Raw genomic sequence first — 22,856 nt, 5'->3', positions numbered from 1 at the left:
CACAAAAGCGCGACTCTACTGCATACATAAAATTAATCGTCTATTTTCATCAGTTCTGGTAGATCCAGCGACATCGAGATATTACATAGCATGCCTCTGGCGAGAAAAAGCATCGTTTTTTCCATGGCTTGTTCAATATCTGCCTGCCGGAAAGCATTATAGACCGTCGTATGGATCTCACGTAGCCCCTGTTGCATCACGGTTACAACCACATCCTCACGGATCGTCTGCGCCTGCATTTGTAAGAGTATTTCATTGCGATAGTCCATCATAATTTGCGAATAGGCTGCAATCAGTTCATGCTCTAACTGCTCAGACGAAGCCGAATGAATGACCTGGTGAAAAGAGTTTATGATGCGTGCAAATGAAACCTTCAACGCTTCAATAAGCAAAGCTTCCTTGGTAGCAAAAAAGCGGAAAACATAGGGCTGAGAAATATTGGCCCGTTCCGCAACTTTGGCCGTTGTAGCTCGATAGTAGCCCATCTCTGCAAAGACTTCGATAGCAGCAGATATGATTTCCTTTTGGCGATTTATTGATGTTGATGTAGCTTTAGCCATATTTTCTCATCCTTTGTTTGTTACATTTTCCTAGTAGTGATTAATCAATTACTAATTAGTATAAATGTCACACTCTAAAAATGCAATCGACCAAAAAAGTCGCCTCCCTAATCATGATGGAAACGACTCCTTTGGCACACTCCATTATGGCGTCATCGTGTTAAAGTATAACCGAACATAATTGACCTTTTGCGTTTTGATTTGATAAGAAAATACTAAATAATAACTAAGATCTGACGTGTTGTTGATCGTATAATTAGCTTCTGCTGTGCCGGATGTGTCTTTAGAGGTGTCAATTGTTTCTGTGGGCTGGCCTAGTTCGCTAATAACTTGATTAATAAGCAACTTTTTATATTGTGGGTCGAAAGAAGTAATTTCTGTAACTTTGTCACTTCCATCCAGTATGAGATCTGTATGATATTTGGCGTAACTTCTCATAGGGCCTGTAGAACCAGAATCGGATTTCCCCCATAGCTCGAACAACAGATCGCTGCTCGTTCCTAGACCAAGACCTTTAGGCAGATGAGGCAACGTCCCCTGCTTGGCTGCGCTCATTATAGCAGTCGCGGAGCCGTGTTTACTGTCAGGTGTGGCTGTACTACTAGCAGGTTTCTGCTGTGTCGAGGTTAAACCTTGATCAGACTTTTTTCCAGGTTTCTTGGAATTTTCTGCATCCGCACTAGGCTTACTGATATCTGTATTCGTCTTGTTATTGGGAGTATCTTGCTCATTTGTATTGATGTCTGTGTTCTGATCTGTTGAATTACTGGCAGATGGTGTGGCTGATTTTGTTGTAGATGGAGCAATTGAGCTTGCTTCTCCACTATTGCCGCATCCTGTCATTACAGCAAAACCGATTGCTAATAAAGCGCTGGTAGTAACTAGCTTGCAAGCTAACTTTTTACGATTGCGAGATTGATGTATAGGTTTCATTATGAGATCACTCTTTCCTTGTTCTTGAGTACAAACCAAGTGTAACCGAACCTCGTTTCGAGAATACCTCTACTTGTATCCAACTTGTAAACAATAGCGTTATAAATTTCTAATACATCCTACCTGCGATCGTAAGCGCCTAGCTGTTGTTTAGAAAAGGCGTAAGGGGAGTCACTCTTCTTCAACCATATATTCCCTTTCACAATAAAAATGTATATAGCAAAAACAAAGTAGATTGTGCCTGCAATCCAGTCTATTGCCGTAGGAATGTCTCGCTTTACAATTTCATGGATATACCAGATTCCGACAGGGACATGCAGGAGAACTGCCGTACACAAACCGGGATTATATACAGTTTTTGCTTTGAGATTGACAACAATTCCGTGCCAGATGACCTGAAAAAATCCCATCAAAACAGGTGCGAGTCCAAGCCAGATTACGTGGGGAAACCAGACGGGGAGTAGATAAAATACATAGGCAATTGCCACATTAATGATCATCGCTGATTGAGTGTTCAAGGGGTAATGATCCGGGGCTTCACTTTTAAACAAAACATTGTTAAATAAACCCGCAAAATATCCGGGCCAGCGGTATTCTTCAAATTGGTGAAACAAAATTGCCACAAAGCTTAACCACAGTATGCCTGATAGATCCGATAAGATGGCTGAATTCATAAGCAAAACAATACATACAGCCACTCCAATGATGCCTCCTGCATCTTGCCAATATTTTCTCAAAAATTCCATGGTATTCACCCCTGAGATTTATTTTTGATCAAAATATCTTTCAAACAGCAGGTTTAATTGTTCCTCTATTGTAGGCATTTCCACAACTGCTCCAGATTCAAGAATTGGACTCATCAGTGCAGGCAGAAAAATGGCTCCGAATATTTGCAGCATCATAGCTAACAACCGCTCTGGCTGTTGCTCACCTGTTAGCTCCTTGATTGTGTTCTGGACCTTTGGAAACCCCATTATGTTTAAAAATCTTCCGTATTCCTGTTGAGATGTAAAGGGCGTGCTGCCCATCACAATAATTCGTGATAGTAGCTCTGGATATTGGCGAATGACCTGTAAATAGTTAAGTAAAAATTGTTTCAGTCTATCTTGCGGGGGCATCGCTGTATTGTCCAAAACAGAAAATGTGTGCTGAAAGCTGTTTAGGATCACTTCGATAGCTTCGCTGAGCAAATTTTCTTTGGAGCCAAAATAATAATTAACTAGAGAAATATTAGTACCAGACAGGTCAGCAATTTTTCGGATTGTAACCGCCTCGAAACCTTTCTTTTGGATAAACTCCAGCGTAGACTGTAGAATTTTTTCTTTGGTCTGTTGTTTTTTGTCTGGGTGACTCATCTTTTTCCTCCTCCTGTTTAGTTTAATCCTAAAGGACAAATGAAACGGACTACTTTAAGCAAAACAACAATTTAAGCAAAAATTAAAACGATATTTAAAACACTGTTTAAATTATTGTTTGAACTTAGCTTAGCACTTTACATTTCACAAAACAAGTAAAGATATGAGAATTAGGCTATGAAAAAACCCGCAAAACGAATCAGATCGTTTGCGGGTTGAGTGAAGTGAGATTAAGAAAAGACTAAACTAAATTGCCCAATTTCCTTTGCGGAACACAGCCTCTGTGCTTCCGTCTTGCAGTTCACCATCAATATCCAGCTCGGCTGAGCCGATCATAAAGTCAACATGAGTCAGGCTGACATTGGCACCGTTCTCGAGTAACTCCTCCCGGTTCATTTGTGTCCCATTTTCGATATTAAATGGATACGCACTGCCTAGGGCCAAGTGACAGGAGGCATTTTCGTCGATACCTGTATTATAAAAGATGCGATTGAGATTGGAAATCGGTGAATCGTACGGCACCAGGGCAACTTCTCCCAGATAGCAGGCCCCTTCATCTGTAGCGAGCAAATGAGTGAGATGCTGCTCGCCGGATTCTGCTGTATATTCGGTGACCTTACCGTCCTTAAAGGTAAACGTAATGCGATCTACCAGTTGCCCATTTAAATTAAGTGGCATGGTACTTGTGATGTGGCCATTGACACCTGTACGCTTAGGCATTGTGAACACTTCTTCTGTCGGCATATTTGCCACGGTATAAATTCCTTGGGCGTTTTCACCGCCGCCACCACGCCAAATATGTCTTTCGGCCAATTCAATTTTCAAATCTGTTCCTGGTGCACGATAATGGAGGCTTTTATAGTTTTTATGATTCAGCTTGTTTTGTAGCTGTTCGAGATTGTTTAAATGTCCCTGCCAATTTTGAATTGGATCGGAGCCGTCTACACGATTCATTTGGAAAATCGTATCCCACATGACACGAATTCGGTCCTCTTCTGCTATATCGGCAAATACTTTATCTGCCCAAGCCTTCGTCGGCGCTTTAATCAGACACCAGCTAATCTTAGCATTCCGCGTATAGTGAGCATAGCCTTCTCTCGCCGTAGCCGCCGCCTTTGTTGCGCGAGAAACGTGTTCCGGGTCAATACCTTGATATAAATCCGGGTTCGGCACTTTAATCGTAAGTGTAGCTCCACCCTCTTCGGCGAATTTCTCCATCATCTCTGCCTTCCAAGCAGGGTAGTAATTAAAGCTGGCTTCGTCACCATGTTCAAAACGACTGCGTGTAATGGAATCGTCCTCAAACTCTACCTGTACATATTTAGCGCCTGCTTCATAGGCTTTGCTGACAATCAGGCGTGTAAACTCAACAGTTTCCAGTGGTGCAGTTACCAACAACGCCTGTCCTGGCTGAATGTTGACCCCTACTCTTACGACCAGTTCTGCGTATTGCTCCAATAATGATTCAAATGTACTCATTTTTCCACGCTCCTGTTTCGTTTTAATAATATTGAATGGCTTCATCACTACAGTGCGGATTGCTTCTCCAAATCACGCAGCTCCACTCTCCGTATTTTTCCTGAGCTGGTTTTAGGGAGTTCCTGAATAAATTCTATTTTTCGTGGATATTTGTAAGGTGCCGTCCATGTTTTCACATGATGTTGCAGTTCCTTTACTAACTCCGGTGATCCTTCTACCCCGGCTTTGAGCACGATGAAAGCTTTCACAACATGTCCACGGATTTCATCCGGGCTGGCTACCGCTGCACATTCCTGCACAGAATCATGCTTCATCAGCGCTTCTTCTACTTCAAAAGGACCAATGGTATAGCCAGAACTGATAATGATATCATCACCGCGTCCTTCAAACCAAAAATATCCATCCTCGTCCTTTCGAGCCCGGTCTCCTGTAACAAAATAATCTCCATGCACACTAGCTAATTTGCGTTCTGGATCATGATAATACGTATGAAACAATGCCGGCAGATCAGCACGCACTGCAATATCGCCCACTTGCCCTGGAGCCAGCGGAATACCATCCTCGTCTACGACCTCAACAAGTCCCGGTGCAATAGATTTGCCCATCGAGCCTGTGCGCAGAGGTGTGTCTCTTAGATTTCCAATAATTAACGTACTCTCGGTTTGACCGTAGCCATCACGAATCGTAATGTTGAACTGCTCCTGAAACTTGTTGATAACCTCCTGATTGAGCGGCTCCCCCGCAGAAACTGCGCTGCGCAATAGGGATAGATCGTATTGATCCAAACCATCCATTTTTGCCATAATTCGATATTCAGTTGGCGTACAACATAACACTTGGACTCCGTATTGCTGCAGCAACTGCAAATAACGACCCGGACGGAACGAACCATTATATACGAATCCAGTCGCCCCATTTCCCAGTACCGATAAAAACGGACTCCAAATCCATTTTTGCCAGCCAGGTGCGGCTGTGGCCCATACTATGTCTGAAGCTTGAATGTCCAACCATGGTGATGTTATCCGCAGATGGGCATATCCCCAGCCATGGCTATGTACAACAGCTTTAGGATTTCCTGTGGTACCCGAAGTATAGGCCAGAATGGCCATGTCGTCACGGTGTGTCTTCACAGCTTCAAAAATATCTTCTTGTCCTTCCATCAGCTCATCCAGCACAAGCCAACCAGGTGCATTTGCTGTGTGGTCCCCGGGGACTACAATGCGGTGAGCCAAAGCAGGCAAATCATCACTTATTTTATCTACTTCACCTGTTACTCCGGTCCAGGCAATGACTGCACGCGCTTCCGAATGGCGAAGGCGATATGCAATATCCTTGGCCCGCAGCATTTCTGAAGATGGGATGACAGCAAGCCCCAGCTTCAAGCATGCCAGATAAATGACATATGCAATAATACGCCGTGGTACTACGACCAGAACTCTATCTCCTTTGTTAAATCCCAGACTTGCAAGTCCACCAGCCAGCCAATTTGCCTTTTTCAACAGCTCTCCGTAGGTGATTTCTTCGTATTCCCCTGTCTCACTTAACCACTTGAGTGCGGTCTTACCAGCCTCATGGTGTTCCATTTCCGAAGTCATATTGTAATATTCAGGCGCAAGCCATTGTTGCTGATCAGTCAAATTATACCTTCCCCTTTATACATAAGATAAGAGCAACTTCCTTTATGTAGTATAACACGTCTTAGTACCAGGTTCTAATACCAGAATTAATTTATTTGGAAAAAAATAAAATTTGTAAAACAAACGACAAAAAGAAAGAGCCTGAATACAGACTCTTTTCTTTACTATTATTGTAATCTACAACTCAATGTCTACCACTGTAGAAGCCGCTTCCTGCCCGTTTACGAGCAGCACAATTCGGTGCGCTCCCGCATAATGACGACGAGTTGTCAGGTCTGCGAACCGATGTGTTCGTGTACCCGTTAGACGGGTTCCTCCAGGGACCGTTTTGTCAGAAAGCAAAAACAGTTTACGCGAGACTTGTCCTCTCGCCTTTACAAAGTCGATGCCATATTCGATGCGAACTCGTACAGGTTCACCTTCTCGAAGCTGAAGCACATAGCTCAGTTCACTGTGATCCCCGATCTTTAATACGGCAGGGTCTGTGGTGAAAGAGGCTGCTGTGACCAGCGGCACCCCATCTGTATCATCCGCATAGCCGAACATGGCCATCACTTCAGGGATGGATTTGCGAATCAGGGATCGACAGCCATGACGCACAATCCAGTCGGTATCAGGATGTGCGCCCTTCCACCGTTGAGCCGTTGCGATGACAATATCGGGATGATCCTTGGCAATATCGTTCAGGTTGTTGGCTACACTTTTACGTACATACAATGATGGATCGGCCTTCAGCAGTTCTAATACAGCCAATACCGGAGCAGGATCACGTTTGAAGACAGGCAGCGCCTGTCCCCAAGGCAGCCGTGGACGACAACCTTCGCTGGCAAGACGGCGGACGTGTTCACTGGGGTGTCCCGCCCAGGTCATCATCTGCCGCATCATCCGTTCTGGTTCACGCAGGAGGAAGGGTCTCACAGCGAACTCCGCAGAGGATTTTGATGTAAATCGCTCCAGTGCATTCATGGACAGGTCCCAATGCTCTTCTCCCTGCCCATATACCTCTACGAAATCAGGGAAAAACAAGTACGGAAATCCGCTACAGTACTCATCAATGGCAAATAATATAGAAAGAGCTTCTTCATAACTACTGGGCAAAAACTTCCCTAATGTTAACGAAATACGCCGTATTCGTTCTTTTAGCTCCAGCTCTCCCCATTTTTTATCCATAACTTGATGGATAAATCCGTCAATGTCGAACGGACTGTATGCAGCCTGTACTCTTTCACCGAATAGACGAAGGAATTCCTCCGTGTACATATTTTTTAAGGGTTCAGCCATTGTATATCTCCTTTTAAATATGAATATAAGCAAGAAGCGATGAACGAACAATATCTTCGTATATGATAACCGTAAATCGTGACCCAGCACCAGCACTAAATGGGGTTAAGAGAATGGATATAAGACACATTAAAAAATGCCAAGTCCTAAGATTAGGACCTGACATTTTTCCATAAACACTACAAATCGAATGAGACTTATATTTTGTGTTGGACAAACCAGTCGGTAATGCGTTGCAGTCGTTCTACGCGAAGCTGTGGGTGCCCTTTACGTGAAAGCTCGTGACTCGAAGCTGGGAAACGGACAAATTGGGTGGGCTTTCCCAAACGACGCAATGCTGTAAACAGCTGCTCTCCCTGCTCAATAGGGCAACGTAGATCCTGCTCTCCATGTAATATGAGCAGCGGTGTATTGATTTGCTGTACATAAGCCAACGGGGACTGCCTCCACAAAAGCTCGAAATCATCCCATGGATTCCCGCCAACTTCATCTTCCGTAAACGAGTACCCTATGTCACTCACCCCATACATTGACAGCCAGTTAGATATGGAACGCTGGGTCACAGCTGCGCGGAAACGATCCGTATGCCCTACAATCCAGTTAGTCATAAAGCCACCATAGCTGCCTCCTGTGACCCCCAGTCTTTCTGGATCAATGAATGGGAATTGGCGTATAGCCTCGTCCACGGCGCTCAGTAGATCGGTGTAATCACGTCCGCCGTAATCTCCAAGGACAACATTAGTAAAAGACTGTCCATACCCTCGACTTCCTCCCGGGTTCGTATAGATGACTGCATACCCCTGAGCCGCCAGCAACTGAAACTCATGAAAAAAGGAATTGGAATACATGGCATGGGGACCGCCGTGAATTTCCAAAATGGCAGGATAAGCCTCCCCCTCCTTAAAACCAGCAGGCTTCATCACCCATCCCTGCACGCGCCGACCATCCTCGACCTCCGTCCAGAAGCTCTCAGGCACACTGATCTCAATCTCATCAAGCAGAGCATCATTCACTCGTGTTAGCCGTTCCTCGGTCCCTGAATGGATCGCAATTCGAAACAAATCGCCTGGTAAAGCGACATTGGTGGAAGCAGCAATGATATGCTGCTCATCCGAAGTAAACTCGAATTGGTAAATTTCCCGTTCTCCTTGGGTTAAAATTTTAAAAGTTCCATCAAGCGCAAACTGATATACGTGCACATTTCCTTCAATGGTTACCAGCGTATACAGGGATTGACTGTCCGCACTGAAGCGTGGTGGTCCTACATGAAGATGTGAACGCATGTCGCTCATACCCGCATTACCGAGGTGAGCATCAAGCGTCTCACTAACACATACTGCCGTCCCGCCACTGGAGGGAACCGTATACAGTCGAGTCTGAGTAGCGCCTTTGGCATGACGATCATGACCGTAAAAGGCAATCAATGTACCATCGGGAGAGAATACAGCGCTCTCGATTTGAAGCTCGGAATGAGTCAGCTTAAACGGTACTGCCGCATTGCTATTAGAAGTCGCAGGAGCTACCGTAAACAAATCATTTTGCTTGCGTAAATCCGTATCCTCTTTGGAATGCTCCGCTATCCTAGCGACAAATAAAATCTGTTGACCATTCGGTGACCAGACAGGCTCCACCACATCATAAGCGCCAGATGTCAGTTGAACCGTGTGCCCTAAAGTCACATCAGTTACATACAAGTGATCACGAGTATCATCCCACAGCCCATAGCCGTCGGATTTAGCTTTTGTTCGATTAACTACTCGTCCCTCAAGCTGTGTCTCCTGCTTTCCTGCGTCGCATGTAGGACTTGACTGGTTCTCAGCAGTTTTAGCTACAAACGATATGTAGGCTCCATCCGGCGACCAGGCTAATGAACGAACATTGTTCCCTACGTGCGTAAGTTGTCGGGCTTCCCCCCCGCGTGCTGGAATAATCCATACCTGACGCTTGCCGTCTGTCGAACGGAGAAAAGCAAGTTGTGACCCGTCCGGTGACCAGACAGGTGTTTCATCTTTCGATCCATATGTAAAGGGTATTGGAGTTTTACCTTCGAACGGCAACAGCCAAATAGCCGAGTTGTAGTCTGTCCGTTCTTTATTAATACACTGCTCTACGTAAGCAATTTCGCCACTCGTGGGATGAACAGCTGGATCGCTAACCCAGTGAAATCGATATAAATCCTCAGCTGTTATACGGCGTTTGGTTGTGCCAGATTGCGAGTTGCTCAAATAAATCCCTCCTTAATATTGTCAGATTTGTACAACTTCACATTCAATTAATCCGATTAATTTTATATGAATTTAAATATACAATTACGTTACTCTTTTTATGTATCTCTGTCAATTTGTCCAAAAATCAAAGAACCCTCTCTCCGTCACAATGACTCGAAAACACCGCTGCTTCGGTTGCTTTCTTGAGAGAAGGTCATATCTGTTATCGTTCTTCTGTACCGTACGCATTAAAGCCAAGTTCCTCTGCAAGCACAGCCTGCCTGACGATATTTTGGAATTTCTACTGTGAACTCAGGCTTCTCCAGTGATCGTGTCTAATTTCGGTTAGCAGTCTCGGCTTCATTCTTTTCATGGATGTAGGTGGAGAATAATTCAGGATTCACTACTTTACGCAGTAAATGCATCGTCCCGTCCCCTGTTCCATGGTCAAAAGCATGGATACGTTCATATCCCCAACGCTCGTACATGGATAATAAATAGGGATGTTTTTCCGCAGTGGCTAATGTCACTGCAGGAGCTCCAACCTGATCACGAATAATCGTTTGTTCTACCCAGTTCAGCAGTTTTTTTCCATATCCTTTGCCCTGAGCAGCCGGATCTACGGCAAACCACATCACAAACGGAAGATCGGTTATAAAATTAAGGGCTCTATTTTTTAAATGACTAACGGTAGCCTGGATGACACCATCGACTTCCAGCACATAGCAATCATTATTTTTAATGTTTTCTTGAATGAGAGCGACGTCTGCCTGAGCGGCAGGCCATTTAAGCTCCAACTGCCGAATTGTTTCATATGCCTCATACGTTATATACTGCAATCTTTCTGCATCCTCTTGACGTGCCAGACGATAGATCTCGCTCATAGTTCCCCGCCTCCCTATAGTATTGTAATAATGTGCATAAATTTTTTAACTAATCCTATCTTTTTAATCAGAAATAAAAGTTAACATAACTGTAGCATGCTCACCATTCAGCGACAAATTAATTTTTTCTATACCTTCATTTAAAATAACAATGTCCCTTGAGGGTTGGAAAGTCCGCAATTCAAATAAAAGCAAAAAAGCCCGAAAGCCGGGCTCCTTTACTTTCTAGACCAATAGAATGCTGTCCCTGTCTCTGGGGCATTCAAACCAACCTGTACGCTGTGTTATTCCGCAGGGGCAACAAAGCTGCGTTTGGCAAACTCGCTGTCCAGCATATAAAAGGCATTGCTGTCTCTTTCAATACGCTTAAGCTTCTGGATAACACTATCGAACAGAGCTTCCTCTTCGACTTGCTCATCAATAAACCATTTCAAGAAATGGATCGTTGCATGCTCACGTGCATCGAGGGCCAAGTCAGCCAAATGATAAAATTTTTGTGTGTTTTGCTGCTCATGCTTGTAGCCATGCTCAAATACGTCCAGCATGGAATCGTAGCTATTTTTGGGCTCCGGTAATGCTGCCAATGTGGCGCGTCCTCGACGGTCGTTAATGTATCTATACAGTTTCATGGCATGAAACCGTTCCTCCTCTGCTTGTACCAGGAAGAAGTTTGCAAACCCATCTAGACTTTCACTAGAGCAATATGCAGCCATCGCCAGATATACGTGAGCGGAGTAAAATTCAAAGTTCATTTGCTCATTCAGAGCCTGTGCCAAATTGTCATTCATGTCTTAGGTCACCTCGGTCAGATATGTAATGATGTAACGTTCTTAGTGTACCATGAATTTGATCACAAAAAAACGGACGGAAGTGAATTCAGACACACTCACGTTCCGCCCGCCTTGCTCAACATTTAGTTCACAATCAAGGCTCCAGACCCCAGACACGTTTGTCGTTTATATACAAAGGTGTTTTGTCCCAATCTGTATAAGAGGTCTTGGTTGCATCATAGGAAAAATCGTCACTTTCGTTATAGTTGCTCCAATCCGCCTTGTTCATGCGAATCTGAATATCCCCCGTGTTTTCCCCTGCTGCCAGACTTCCCGCACCGGCTCCAAAGGAGATCTCCAAATAATAATCTGCCCCAGTTACGGCCTTATCCAGTTTCACAAACCGTCCCTGAACATTGCCGCTGCCCAATTGTGCATAATCACAGTGAAACTCCTGCCCCTTATCGCCATCTACAGTATAGTAGTATCTCAGCTTTACGTTTTTCAGATCAAGAGCCTCTTTACCCTTGTTTACGACACGGAAGAGTGGTCGAATCTGGTTATCTCCCGGGTTGGTGTCGCCCACACGGTATTGGGCAATTACATCTCCCTTCGCCGGAATCGGGGCTGCTGTTGGCTTGGCGCTGACCTCAGCAGAATCCGGGCTGGTTCCTAAGGAATTTGTTGCACTTGTTACATAATAATAAGTGGTTTCATTCACCACCCCTGTATCCTTGTAAGTGGCGTCAGTTACCGTTGCTATCGTGGTATACGGGCCACCACTGGCTGTGGAGCGCTTAACCGTGTAGCTATCAGCACCTGTCGCTTTGCTCCAGGTTAGTGTAACTTGTGCATCTCCTGCACTCGCCTTTACATTTGCCGGAGCTTTGGGAGCTGTAGGTTCGGCTGGTCCACTACCATTAATCAGACGGTCATACTCTGCATAAGCAGTTGCCATATCTACTTGGGACCAGAAACGGTGATACGTAAATTCTGGCGCACCTTTATCCCATTTTTTGGTCTGTTTGTTCCATGAAGTCGTGTATTTGTCTTTAAGATAGGACCATTGCGGATCTTTAGTGATATTAGGGCGGATGTCGCTATAGCTGGAATACGTACCATTCCCGCCCTTGGACGGATCAGACGGTGTAGCGTCTGTGCCTGGGATCGTGTTGCCTTGCCCAGTCTTACCACTCCATCCGCTCGGGATATATACTTCTTTAGTAAAATAACGATAATAATCCTCACGTGCTTCCTTCGTTGTAATTCCTATGCCGTCGTTATAGCCCCATGCTGCATCAAGCAAGGCTTTGGACAGATCTTTGGCTTCCTTGCCTAACTCGGTGTAGTCTCCTTTTTCAGCTTTTGTTCCGGCAGCGAAGAAGGTTAGCGCTTTCACATAACTGCCCAGCACTCCTGCATCCTGTCCTGGATTTTTGGTTACGACATGAAGATTGGCATTTCCTTTATGATTGGCAAATCCGCTCCAGGTTTCAGGCTTTCCACTCCATTCCAGATTGCTCGGCAGCCAGAACTCACCTTTAGCCGCTGTAGTGGCTACCTTCGGATTTTTGCCACCCAGAATACGCTTACCTTGTGCATCCAAATAGTAACCCTGCGCATCAGTTACAGGCCGTTCGTTGGCAAATACATAGCTCTTGGACCAAGCGATCCAGTTTTCCGTCACTTGTTTAGCCATTTTAAACTGCTCAGACGAAGTGTCACCTTTCTTGGCCAAAATATAGTACAGCTCCGCAATCCGCTCGACAGGCCAAGCCTGCATGCCAAACCAGTTGTTGGACGGTGGATCTTGATATACAGGAGCCCCTGTATAAGCCATGCCATAAAAAGTGCTCGTACCAGATGGATACGCCTTGTAGGCACCATCCCAGCTATTCGTTGCTCCACCTGCAATGGCCCCCTCATCAGATTGCAGCCAAGTGTAAAATTCCAATTGGCGCTTGAGCGAGGTCGCCCAATCCTGTCCTGCCGTAGGTGAATTTGGGATCAATCCGCTATCCTTATCGGATAATGCATATGCAGTAACGACATTCTGGTAGCCCTGATGCGCATGGCTGGCACCAATCCGCCAAGCCCAGTTGCCGCTTTGGCCCAGTCCGCCGCCCCAAGCCGTATACCATGCCATTAGATAAAGACTGGCATCCTTGCCCGTGCCAGCAATCGGACTTCCATTGGAAGCGCTTCCTACTTTCTGGAAGTATTTATCGTACATGCCGTAACGCAAAAAGTCTCCCATCTTTTTCGCTTTGTCCAAATATACCTGGTTGTCATAACCGAGTTCTTTTGCCCAGTACATGGCTTGAACCGCCCGTGCGTCCGCATCCGTGGCATTCGTGTAGCGCCATTGCTGTGCAGGAGCATTATTTTCCTTGGTGAACAGGCTCATGAAGCCTTCATTAGGCTTGCCAAACTTGTGATTATCCTGCGATGGATGCGGTACGGCCTCCCAGACCGATTCCTGTTCCCCGCGCTGGAAGGTGTTCACATAGGTCGTCGTATGTGACGGATTCAGCAGATTGCCAAAACCGTACCAATTGTCTACATCCAGCAACCAATGCATCAGGTAGGTCTGATTGTTGCCATAGGTTGCCTTCAGCTCAGAGTCCAGTGGGTCCTTGCCAGCACCATACTGACCACTCAGACGGCTTGGGTACTGATCCGGCTGTGGATATTCTGCGGCATAAGTGGCAGGGCTGTTCGGATTATAGTTACTCATTGTAGGCTGCTCTTCCTTACCGTCACCCTCATTAACAGGAATGATATATTTCTCCATGTTGTCCCATGCCGATTCCAAATGACCCCAATCCCCGGTATAATGACCATAGAGAACTTCCAGCCACATCCAATAGCTGTATGCTTCCGAGGTCGTTAAGTGTCCATAGTCAGGCGCCTCACTCATAAGTGTTTCAACGGAATGATAAGGGATACCTTCTTTAGAAAAGTAACCGCTAGCTGGGTCCTTCAGTTGTTTATACATTTGCAAAAAGCGTGTTGATTCAGGGGTTGCGGCTGATGCACGGTCGGGTTCGGCCTGAAATAAACCCAAGCTTAACGGAAGTACCAAAATGGCTGACATGACCATAGAGACAGATTTTCTGAACACAGATTTTCTACTGATCACTTTTGCATTCATCCTCTCCATTATCAATATTGGCTTTACTTAAAATTTGGTTCCGAAAAACGACAGCACAAAAAGACAGCGCCATCACCTCACTTTCCCGTTATAAAGGTGGAGGACACGCTGTCCATAGCTCCAAATGCTTCACATTGGCCCTGGCAAGAATATACCACACTAGTCGCCAAATGAGAGTCGAAAAATTCTATATGTTTAGAGTTGCACAAGGAAAATTGACGAAATCGATAGGAATCGGTACTATTTCACAAGGAGGCGTTAAAACATGAAAGTGTTGCTGTTGCTTGGCTGTATTGTGATGTTTTTAGCTGTAGCTCTGGGAGCATTCGGGGCGCATGCGTTGAAAAAAAGACTTTCCGCAGACATGATGAGCATATTCCAGACAGGAATTCAATATCAAATTGCTCACGGTTTGGGTTTGTTGCTGCTGGGAGTTCTTGCAGGCAACCTTGCCCATTCTTCTCTTATTGTAACCGCAGGTTGGGTTATGCTGGTGGGCATTCTTCTGTTTTCCGGCAGTCTGTATGTTCTTAGTGTGTCTGGTGTGAAAAAGCTTGGAGCCGTCACCCCGATTGGCGGGCTGGCTTTTTTGGCAAGCTGGGTCATTGTGATTGTGGCGGTAATACAAGGCTAAACAAATAAACAGAGACTTGGAAAAGTAGGCGCTTCCAAGTCTCCTGTATCATGGCCGATTTATTGATGAAGATGAACGCGTCTATGATTTCGTTTACACTTGCTGTGCTTTCTGAGCCGCGATCCGATGACCTTCGATATAGCGTTTGGATTGAGCCATTTCATGCTCCTGAGCAGCTTCCATAATAATATGGACCCCTGGCTTGTACTGCTCCAGCAGTTCCATATATAGAGCATAGTTCATGTCACCAAAACCCGGCGGTACGGTCTCGATCTCACCTGATGATGACAAACGTCGGTCTTTGGCATGTGCTGCGATAATCCGAGGTCCTAGCAGCTGAAAAGCTTCGCGGATGATCTCATCCTGTCGCGCCAGGTTTTCCGTTTTTAGCAAATTACCCGGATCAATCACAACACCAATGTGTGAAGACGGTACTTCCTCCAGAAAGGTAGCTAGCTCTGCTGCTGTTCCGACCAAATGATCGTTAGCAGCCTCTAATCCTACAAATACGCCCCACTTCTCCGCCTCATCTGCTAATTCTCGCACAACTTCTTTTACAACTCTCCAGTCTCGCTCCGAATAAGGGGTCCCATCCTCATTGCGTCCGACTTCAGCTGCAACCATTGGTGCTCCTAACAGACTTGCGTATCGGATCAGCTCTTTGAACCGCTCTACATTTTCACGTAACAATTCCTCATCCTGTACAAAAAAATGCAAATAGCACCCGAGCACTGATATGGATACTCCGTGCTTACGAAATTCCTCAGCGATAGACAATGCCAATCCAGGATTGAACTTGCCTGGTTTATTAAAATCGACATCACTGATCGCTCTCCACGGAGCGAGCTGAACATGAGTAAAGCCCGCTTCACCTACCTTTGCAGCCAACTCGCGATAAGGCAACTTGCCAAACAAATGTGCCAATACACCTACTGTCACTAAAAATCACCTCTTTTTATTTTTGTATTCTACTAATCGCCGTACTCAGCTCCAAGGACTCATTGATGATTTCTGTAATTCGTTCTACTTCATCATGAATAAAGAAGTGTCCTCCCTCAAAGGTAAACACACGAAATTGCTGATCCGTATGCTGTGCCCACGCCTCTGCATCTTGTAGGGCCACCGTGTTATCAGTCAGTCCTGTCAAGGCGGTGATAGGGCAATGTAAAGGCGTGGCTTTGCTCATATACTTATACATCTCGACTGCTTTGAAATCTGCTCTTAATACTGGCATAAAATAGTCATACAATTCCTGATTGTCAAAAATGGCTTCCGAAAGTTGACCATACCTCTGCAAATGCGTTCTGAATTGATCTGCAGGCAGATCATGTAACCACGGGAGATTTCTTGGGATATGCGGTGCCCGTCCACCCGAAACAAATAGATGAGCCGGCTGGCCATATCCTCCAGCCACCAGCTTATAATACAGCTCGAATGCAATCATCGTACCCATGCTGTGACCGTATATGGCATAAGGATCACCAGGGGCTAACTCATGGCTGATTTGATGCAACAGATCCTCGCTCATCTCCTCAATACTATCCTTAAGCGGTTCCCCAGAACGAATACCTCTGCCCGCCAATTCCAAAGGGACAAGTTTAATCTGTGGAAGCAGCAGCTTTTTCCATTTGAAGCTGACTGATGCCGATCCGCCTGCATATGGGATGAAAAATAATGTGATAGGTACCATTCTTGCAACCTCCTGTGTTGCGGAATTCTAACTTTTTTATTTTAGCACAAAAAGGTATATTTACCCATTTCAAATATTTTGCAAATTCGAAAAAGAGGGTTGACGAATTCAAGCACATTTTGCATAAAGCAGGAAATGTATTTCTTAAGGAAGAACTGCTGTATGTTTGAATATAATCATGTGTTGGGTCTTTTATTTTTCCAAATTGAGAGGAGTCCTGCGCCATGAAGTATGGTTTCTTCGATGATGCCAACCAAGAATATGTCATCACCACCCCTCAAACTCCGTATCCCTGGATTAATTATTTAGGTAATGAACGATTTTTTGGACTCATCTCCAATACAGGCGGCGGCTATGCATTTTATCGAGATGCTCGCTTACGTCGCTTAACACGTTACCGGTACAACAATATTCCTGTCGATAACGGTGGTCGCTATTTTTATATTTATGCTGATGGAGATTATTGGACTCCGGGCTGGATGCCGGTTAAAAGGGACCTGGAGCAGTATGAATGTCGTCATGGACTTGGATATACCTCAATTATGGGGGAACGCAGAGGGATTCGGGCTACGCAACTAGCTTTTGTGCCCCTATCCTTTGACGGCGAGGTCCACCAGGTCAAGCTTCAGAACATATCGTTACAAACTAAAAAGATCAAACTCTTTTCATTCGTCGAATTCTGCCTGTGGAACGCCTATGACGATATGACCAATTTTCAGCGTAACTTGAACACAGGCGAAGTTGAAATACAGGACTCTGTCATTTATCACAAGACAGAATACCGTGAGCGCCGCAATCATTATGCTTTTTTCTCTGCGAATCGTCCGCTGGCGGGCTATGACACAGACCGTGAAGCTTTTTTGGGTCTCTACAACGGACTGGATCAGCCCTACACCATCACCGCAGGGCAAGCGTCTAACTCGATAGCCAGCGGCTGGTCCCCTATCGGATCGCATTGCATTGAGATTACACTGGAGCCGGGCGAAGAAACAAGCTGTAACTTTGTACTCGGATATGTGGAAAACCCAGAGGAAGAAAAATGGGAGTCCCCCGGTATTATTAACAAAAAACAGGCTCATGCCATGATCGCGCAATTTGCGGATGAAACCGATGTGGACCGTGCGTTAAGTGAGCTGCGAAGTTATTGGAACAATCTGCTGTCCAAGTACACCCTTCAAAGTCACGATGACAAGCTGAACCGAATGGTGAACATATGGAACCCGTATCAATGTATGGTTACATTCAATATGTCACGTTCGGCTTCGTATTTTGAATCCGGTATTGGACGTGGTATGGGTTTTCGGGATTCAAATCAAGACTTGCTCGGCTTCGTCCACCAAATACCGGAGCGGGCAAGGGAACGGATTATCGACATCGCTTCTACTCAATTTGAAAATGGCGGGGCATATCATCAGTACCAACCGTTAACCAAAAAAGGAAATCACGAGGTTGGCGGTGGCTTTAACGACGATCCGCTGTGGCTTATTGTCGGTACCTCAGCATATATCAAAGAAACCGGAGACTTTGGCATACTGGATGAACAAGTTCCCTTTGACGGGAATATAGATCGTGCCGCTTCGCTGTTTGAACATTTGAAGCGTTCTTTTTATCATGTTGTAGACAATCTCGGTCCGCATGGTCTTCCGCTCATTGGCCGGGCTGACTGGAACGACTGTCTGAATCTCAACTGTTTTTCCGCTACACCAGATGAGTCCTATCAGACGACACAGAATTTGGAGGGCCGCATAGCCGAATCTGTGTTTATCGCAGGACTATTCGTATACACTGGGCCGGATTTTATTGAACTTTGCAAGCGCAGAGGTTTGAATGAAGAAGCAGTCGCCGCTCAAGCACATGTGGATTGTATGCGAACAGCCACATTGGAGCATGGGTTTGACGGGGAATGGTTCTTGCGGGCGTACGACCATTATGGTAACAAAATAGGGAGCAAGGATTGTGAGGAAGGGCAAATTTTCATAGAGCCTCAAGGCTTCTGTGTAATGGCAGGAATTGGCGTTGAAGAAGGCTTGGCTCATAAAGCTCTCGACTCTACACGTGATCGGCTGGAAACTCCCTACGGCATTGTACTACAACATCCGCCTTATTCCCGCTACTATATTAATCTGGGTGAAATCTCTTCCTACCCTCCTGGGTATAAGGAAAATGCAGGTATTTTCTGTCACAATAACCCCTGGATTATGATGGCAGAAGCTGTCATAGGACGCGGTGATCGCGCTTTTGAGCTGTATAGCAAAATTGCTCCCGCTTTTCTAGAGGACATCAGCGACATTCATCGTACCGAGCCGTATGTGTATGCTCAAATGATTGCGGGCAAGGATGCGGTTCGTGAAGGTGAAGCCAAAAATTCCTGGCTAACAGGTACTGCGGCTTGGAATTTTATAGCTATTACTCAATCCATCCTCGGTATTCAGCCGGAATGGGACGGTCTGCGTATTGATCCGTGCATCCCCAAATCCTGGGGAGAATTCACAGTCACCCGTGTCTTCCGAGGCGACACCTATGTGATTCATATCACGAATCCACAGCACGTCTCCAAAGGTGTAGCTACAGTTACCGTAGATGGCACTATTCTAACGAATAATATTCTGCCAGTTGCAGGAGATGGAACTATTCATCAGGTAAAAGTGTTGCTGGGCTAACGAGTTCATGTCCTTCAAAAAAATTAGCTTCAACTTCACCACATAGTATCTTATAATACGAGAATGGCTATAGATACATTAAGTGTGGTGACATCATGAACAAGACAAAACGGCTTACTCAAACCATGGATTACAGAACAAAGCAAGCCCGCTGGGTGCGCAAAATGTTATTACTTTACTGGATGATTATAACCGTACATTTTATCGTCCAGCTGGGCAGCTACTTATTCCTTGATTATTCCGCTTCGCCTTATGAATTTTACGTTGGGGTCCTTATTGTTCCCACACTAATCATGAGTGGATCCAACTTACTTGCAGAACTGGCACATTTTAAATTTAACAGGTATTCTTTTGCAATTCTGTTTATGGCAAGCACCGTTATTTGTTGGATGATTATTCGCCTTAACTATGACATCCGGATTATTCCAGCGTTGTGCTTGTTGCCTATTTTCTCTTCAATCTTGTTCTTCAATCGTCGCTTAATATGGCTTTCTTTTGTATTGCAAGTGATCGTCTTCTTTCTATTGCTAGCAATAGATGGATCATTCCGCAGCTATTTGTCAGACTTTGATATCGTGGCGATTCCGACATTTTTGATTATGTCCACCTTTATTGCCCTCATTATTCAGGCCAGCGGCCGCGATTTGTTAGTGGATTTATACAAAACAAAGCGTGCTCAGCAGGAATTAATGATCAGTAACGCGATTATTAGTAAAATGTCCATGACTGATGGTTTAACGAAGCTATACAATCATTTGTCTTTCCAAAACTTTTATGAAAAAGCACTGGAATATGCCGAACAAGGCGCGATCATCCATCTGGCGTTAGTGGATATTGATAATTTCAAGAAGATCAATGACACTTACGGGCATCAGTTTGGAGATAAAATTTTGGAAGGCATCTCGCAAATTATTACAGAGCAGATTACAGCAAATGACATTCCGGCCCGCTATGGCGGTGAGGAGTTTGCTATTTTGATGTTCGAGCATACTTTTGAGGAAGCTTATCAGATTGTAGAGAACATTCGGCGTGAAGTGGAGAAAATGACCTTTCAGGAGAAAATGCAAATCGTTTCTGTAACCGTAAGCATTGGATTAAAAAGCTATACCGAGGATATGAACAAAGACAAAGATGTATTTTTCCAGGAGACAGACGACTATTTGTATCAAGCCAAGCGCTCCGGTAAAAATAAAATTGTTGCTCTTAACCATATCGCTTAATGTAAAAATGCATTTAATGCAACTCCGGCATATAGTTGTCGGAGTTTTTTTGTATGTAGAAACTTAAAATTGAGAAGAGTTGACAATTTTATGGATTGCAAACTAAAATGGTTACACGCAGAATGGTTATTTACTTACGAAAAATAAGCTTTAAGGAGATGGTTTTACATGTCAACACTCGTTATTGTTGTTCATCCTGATCTTGCGGAGTCTCGCATTAACAAAAGATGGATGCAAGAACTCAAAAAGCAATCCAGTGTGACCGTTCACAACCTGTATGAAGTATATCCGGATGAGCAAATCAACGTTGCCCATGAGCAAAAACTGCTAGAGCAGCATGATCGTATCGTTCTGCAATTCCCTTTTTACTGGTATAGCAGTCCCCCCCTGCTGAAAAAATGGCTGGATAAGGTTTTAACCTACGGCTGGGCTTATGGAAGCGAAGGTGACAAGCTACAGGGCAAAGAGTTGTTGATCGCCTTGTCTGCTGCCAGCGTGGAGGAAAACTATCAACATGACGGACGAAACAGATATACGATCGAAGAGCTGTTGAGACCTTTTGAAGCTACAGGCCTTCTGATTGGTGTCAAATTGCTCCCTTATTTCGTGCAGTATGGTGCCGGAGTTTTGACAGATGAGCAGTTGGAGCAATCTGCACAAAAATACGTGCAGGCGGTTATTTCTTAATTTACACAAGTTACCCTTTGGAAGGTGCCCACACCTGCTTGCCCTACAGCAGACGTTGGCTCCAACCAAGGGGCTTTGCTGATAGAATTACATTTACAGCGTAACCAAGTTGCTGGTTACCTGAGCCATGCTTTCTTTAATAATATTGCAGCCCTTGCTCAAGTTCTCCATACTTATCGTTAACGCTGGCATAATTTTAAGTACCGTATCGTTACGCCCAGCTCGCTCAATAATAAGCCCCTTACTAAAGCAGAGAGTTGCAACCTCCTTGGCGAAAGCTTCTCCCAGATGGGTCACATCAATTCCCCAGATCAGTCCCAAGCCGCGGATTTCAATAAGTGGATCCATTGTTTGGATATGTTCACGCAAGAACTGCTGAACAAAAGCTTCTTTTTCCTTCACTTGGGCTTCCAACCCAACCGTGTCTCTGAACTCCAGCGCCGCCTTTGCTCCGACAAACGCTAGCTGATTTCCACGGAAGGTGCCGTTATGTTCACCAGGACTCCAAATATCCAGTTCTGGCTTAAGCAGCAACAAGGACATTGGCAGACCGTATCCACTGATCGACTTGGACAAGACAACCATATCAGGCACAATGCCTGCTCGCTCAAACGAGAAGAACGAACCAACTCGGCCGCAACCGACCTGAATATCGTCAGCAATGAGCAAGATATCATGATCATCGCAAAGCTGTCGCAAATCACGCAGCCATTCGTTATCTGCAATATTAATACCGCCTTCAGCCTGTATCGTTTCCAAAATAATCGCAGCAGGCTTCTCCACACCGGAATGAGTGTCTGTTAAAAGCTGTTCCATGTACAAAATGGTATCCATTCCGTTAAATGTGCTGTTATAAGGTATAAAGGTAACATTATTCAGTGGGACTCCTGCGCTCTCTCGCATGGAGTTATTGCTGGTAATCGATAAACTACCGAGCGACATACCGTGGAACGCGCCCATAAAAGCAAAAACACCATTTCTTTTTTTTACCTTACGCGCAAGTTTCAGTGCTGCTTCCACCGCATTGGTTCCCGTCGGTCCGCAAAATTGAAGCTTATAATTCAAGCCCTTAGGCCGGAGAATACGCTCGGAAAAAGACTCTATAAACTCTTGCTTGGCCGTGGTGTACATATCCAGACCATGCATGATCCGATCGGAGGTTAAATAATCTAGTAACCGGTTTTTCATAAAGTCATTATTGTGCCCATAATTTAGAGCCCCTGCACCGGCGAAAAAGTCAATATATCCCTCTCCTGCCTCCGTGTACATAACATCGTTTTTTGCTTTGTTGAAAACAACTGGAAAACTCCTGCAATAAGACCTTACATTGGACTCCAGTGTTTCGAATGTGTTCATAAATATTCGTCCTCCCGCTGACCTGATTTTTGAAAAATACAAGCATGGAAAGCAAAAAAAGTGTAAATATGTAATCTAAAATGAGTAGACAGTCTGAATTCACAATGGGATATCCACACCATAAAATCTTGAGTACGATCACAAGAACATATAGAGTACAAAAGAATACAACAGAGATGCACATTGAGAGTAAGATGAATAGAAGATTAAATAGTGGGGTTTTCTAAGAGGTCTGTCAGAGGATGTCAACTCCTATGTAATAAAATACCATAATTTTCATTAAAGTCAATGCATGTTTCTGAGATCTTTTGTTAATTTATTGTAATTTTAGGACATTTCCTTGCAGTAT

At 44.8% G+C, this 22,856-nt stretch carries 18 protein-coding genes; 4 read left to right on the top strand and 14 right to left on the bottom strand.

Annotated elements, in window-relative coordinates; translation table 11 throughout:
• Positions 1-32: 32 nt before the first annotated feature.
• From MKX36_RS11365 to MKX36_RS11315, 11 genes are all read right to left on the bottom strand, one after another.
• Positions 33-560 carry a TetR/AcrR family transcriptional regulator gene (locus MKX36_RS11365; RefSeq protein ID WP_340864688.1) on the bottom strand — a complete coding sequence of 176 codons (528 nt, stop codon included), beginning with the start codon at positions 558-560 and terminating at the stop codon, positions 33-35.
• Positions 561-704: 144 nt separating this feature from the next.
• A complete protein-coding gene (locus MKX36_RS11360; protein ID WP_107735052.1) occupies positions 705-1,493 on the bottom strand; it encodes a DUF4309 domain-containing protein in 789 nt (262 codons plus the stop codon).
• A gap of 119 nt (positions 1,494-1,612) precedes the next feature.
• Positions 1,613-2,239 (bottom strand): HXXEE domain-containing protein, encoded by a 627-nt coding sequence (locus MKX36_RS11355; RefSeq protein ID WP_025364834.1) that lies wholly within the window; start codon positions 2,237-2,239, stop codon positions 1,613-1,615.
• A gap of 18 nt (positions 2,240-2,257) precedes the next feature.
• On the bottom strand, positions 2,258-2,848 hold the full coding sequence (locus tag MKX36_RS11350) for a TetR/AcrR family transcriptional regulator (RefSeq protein WP_016819037.1): 591 nt from the start codon (positions 2,846-2,848) through the stop codon (positions 2,258-2,260).
• A gap of 246 nt (positions 2,849-3,094) precedes the next feature.
• Positions 3,095-4,327, bottom strand: coding sequence for an aminopeptidase (locus MKX36_RS11345; protein ID WP_340864687.1), 1,233 nt, complete (start codon positions 4,325-4,327; stop codon positions 3,095-3,097).
• A 47-nt stretch (positions 4,328-4,374) separates the two neighbouring features.
• Positions 4,375-5,964 (bottom strand): acyl-CoA synthetase, encoded by a 1,590-nt coding sequence (locus tag MKX36_RS11340; protein ID WP_340864686.1) that lies wholly within the window; start codon positions 5,962-5,964, stop codon positions 4,375-4,377.
• 177 nt (positions 5,965-6,141) lie between these two features.
• Positions 6,142-7,245 (bottom strand): hypothetical protein, encoded by a 1,104-nt coding sequence (locus tag MKX36_RS11335; RefSeq protein WP_117289864.1) that lies wholly within the window; start codon positions 7,243-7,245, stop codon positions 6,142-6,144.
• A 197-nt stretch (positions 7,246-7,442) separates the two neighbouring features.
• The gene (locus tag MKX36_RS11330; RefSeq protein ID WP_117289866.1) at positions 7,443-9,470 is read right to left on the bottom strand and encodes a S9 family peptidase; all 2,028 of its coding nucleotides are present in this window, start codon (positions 9,468-9,470) and stop codon (positions 7,443-7,445) included.
• A gap of 317 nt (positions 9,471-9,787) precedes the next feature.
• Positions 9,788-10,336 (bottom strand): GNAT family N-acetyltransferase, encoded by a 549-nt coding sequence (locus MKX36_RS11325; protein WP_031463500.1) that lies wholly within the window; start codon positions 10,334-10,336, stop codon positions 9,788-9,790.
• A 284-nt stretch (positions 10,337-10,620) separates the two neighbouring features.
• The gene (locus tag MKX36_RS11320) at positions 10,621-11,124 is read right to left on the bottom strand and encodes a ferritin (RefSeq protein ID WP_013371107.1); all 504 of its coding nucleotides are present in this window, start codon (positions 11,122-11,124) and stop codon (positions 10,621-10,623) included.
• Between the two features lie 136 nt (positions 11,125-11,260).
• Positions 11,261-14,248, bottom strand: coding sequence for a glycoside hydrolase family 48 protein (locus tag MKX36_RS11315; protein WP_445671818.1), 2,988 nt, complete (start codon positions 14,246-14,248; stop codon positions 11,261-11,263).
• 277 nt (positions 14,249-14,525) lie between these two features.
• Here MKX36_RS11315 and MKX36_RS11310 point away from each other — a divergent pair, with 277 nt between their 5' ends.
• Positions 14,526-14,894, top strand: coding sequence for a DUF423 domain-containing protein (locus MKX36_RS11310; RefSeq protein WP_017428559.1), 369 nt, complete (start codon positions 14,526-14,528; stop codon positions 14,892-14,894).
• 93 nt (positions 14,895-14,987) lie between these two features.
• Here MKX36_RS11310 and MKX36_RS11305 read toward each other — a convergent pair whose 3' ends face one another.
• Both MKX36_RS11305 and MKX36_RS11300 read right to left on the bottom strand, forming a co-directional pair.
• The gene (locus tag MKX36_RS11305; RefSeq protein ID WP_044786508.1) at positions 14,988-15,833 is read right to left on the bottom strand and encodes a sugar phosphate isomerase/epimerase family protein; all 846 of its coding nucleotides are present in this window, start codon (positions 15,831-15,833) and stop codon (positions 14,988-14,990) included.
• Between the two features lie 16 nt (positions 15,834-15,849).
• Complete coding sequence (locus MKX36_RS11300) at positions 15,850-16,584, bottom strand: thioesterase II family protein (protein ID WP_016819027.1); 735 nt, start codon at positions 16,582-16,584, stop codon at positions 15,850-15,852.
• Positions 16,585-16,808: 224 nt separating this feature from the next.
• Between MKX36_RS11300 and MKX36_RS11295 the strand changes: the two genes are divergently transcribed.
• From MKX36_RS11295 to MKX36_RS11285, 3 genes are all read left to right on the top strand, one after another.
• Positions 16,809-19,244 carry a GH36-type glycosyl hydrolase domain-containing protein gene (locus MKX36_RS11295; protein ID WP_340864685.1) on the top strand — a complete coding sequence of 812 codons (2,436 nt, stop codon included), beginning with the start codon at positions 16,809-16,811 and terminating at the stop codon, positions 19,242-19,244.
• Positions 19,245-19,339: 95 nt separating this feature from the next.
• Entirely contained in the window at positions 19,340-20,464 is a 1,125-nt protein-coding gene (locus MKX36_RS11290) for a GGDEF domain-containing protein (protein ID WP_090891154.1), read from the top strand.
• 168 nt (positions 20,465-20,632) lie between these two features.
• A complete protein-coding gene (locus MKX36_RS11285; protein WP_090891156.1) occupies positions 20,633-21,151 on the top strand; it encodes an NAD(P)H-dependent oxidoreductase in 519 nt (172 codons plus the stop codon).
• Positions 21,152-21,244: 93 nt separating this feature from the next.
• Here MKX36_RS11285 and ectB read toward each other — a convergent pair whose 3' ends face one another.
• A complete protein-coding gene (gene ectB / locus MKX36_RS11280) occupies positions 21,245-22,507 on the bottom strand; it encodes a diaminobutyrate--2-oxoglutarate transaminase (RefSeq protein ID WP_340864684.1) in 1,263 nt (420 codons plus the stop codon).
• Positions 22,508-22,856 lie beyond the last annotated feature (349 nt).

It is taken from the genome of Paenibacillus sp. FSL W8-0439 (assembly GCF_038008995.1).
In the GTDB taxonomy this organism is placed as follows: Bacteria; Bacillota; Bacilli; order Paenibacillales; family Paenibacillaceae; genus Paenibacillus; species Paenibacillus polymyxa.
The sequence above is the reverse complement of the archived record's forward strand: the minus strand, read 5'-3'. Positions and strand labels throughout refer to the sequence as shown.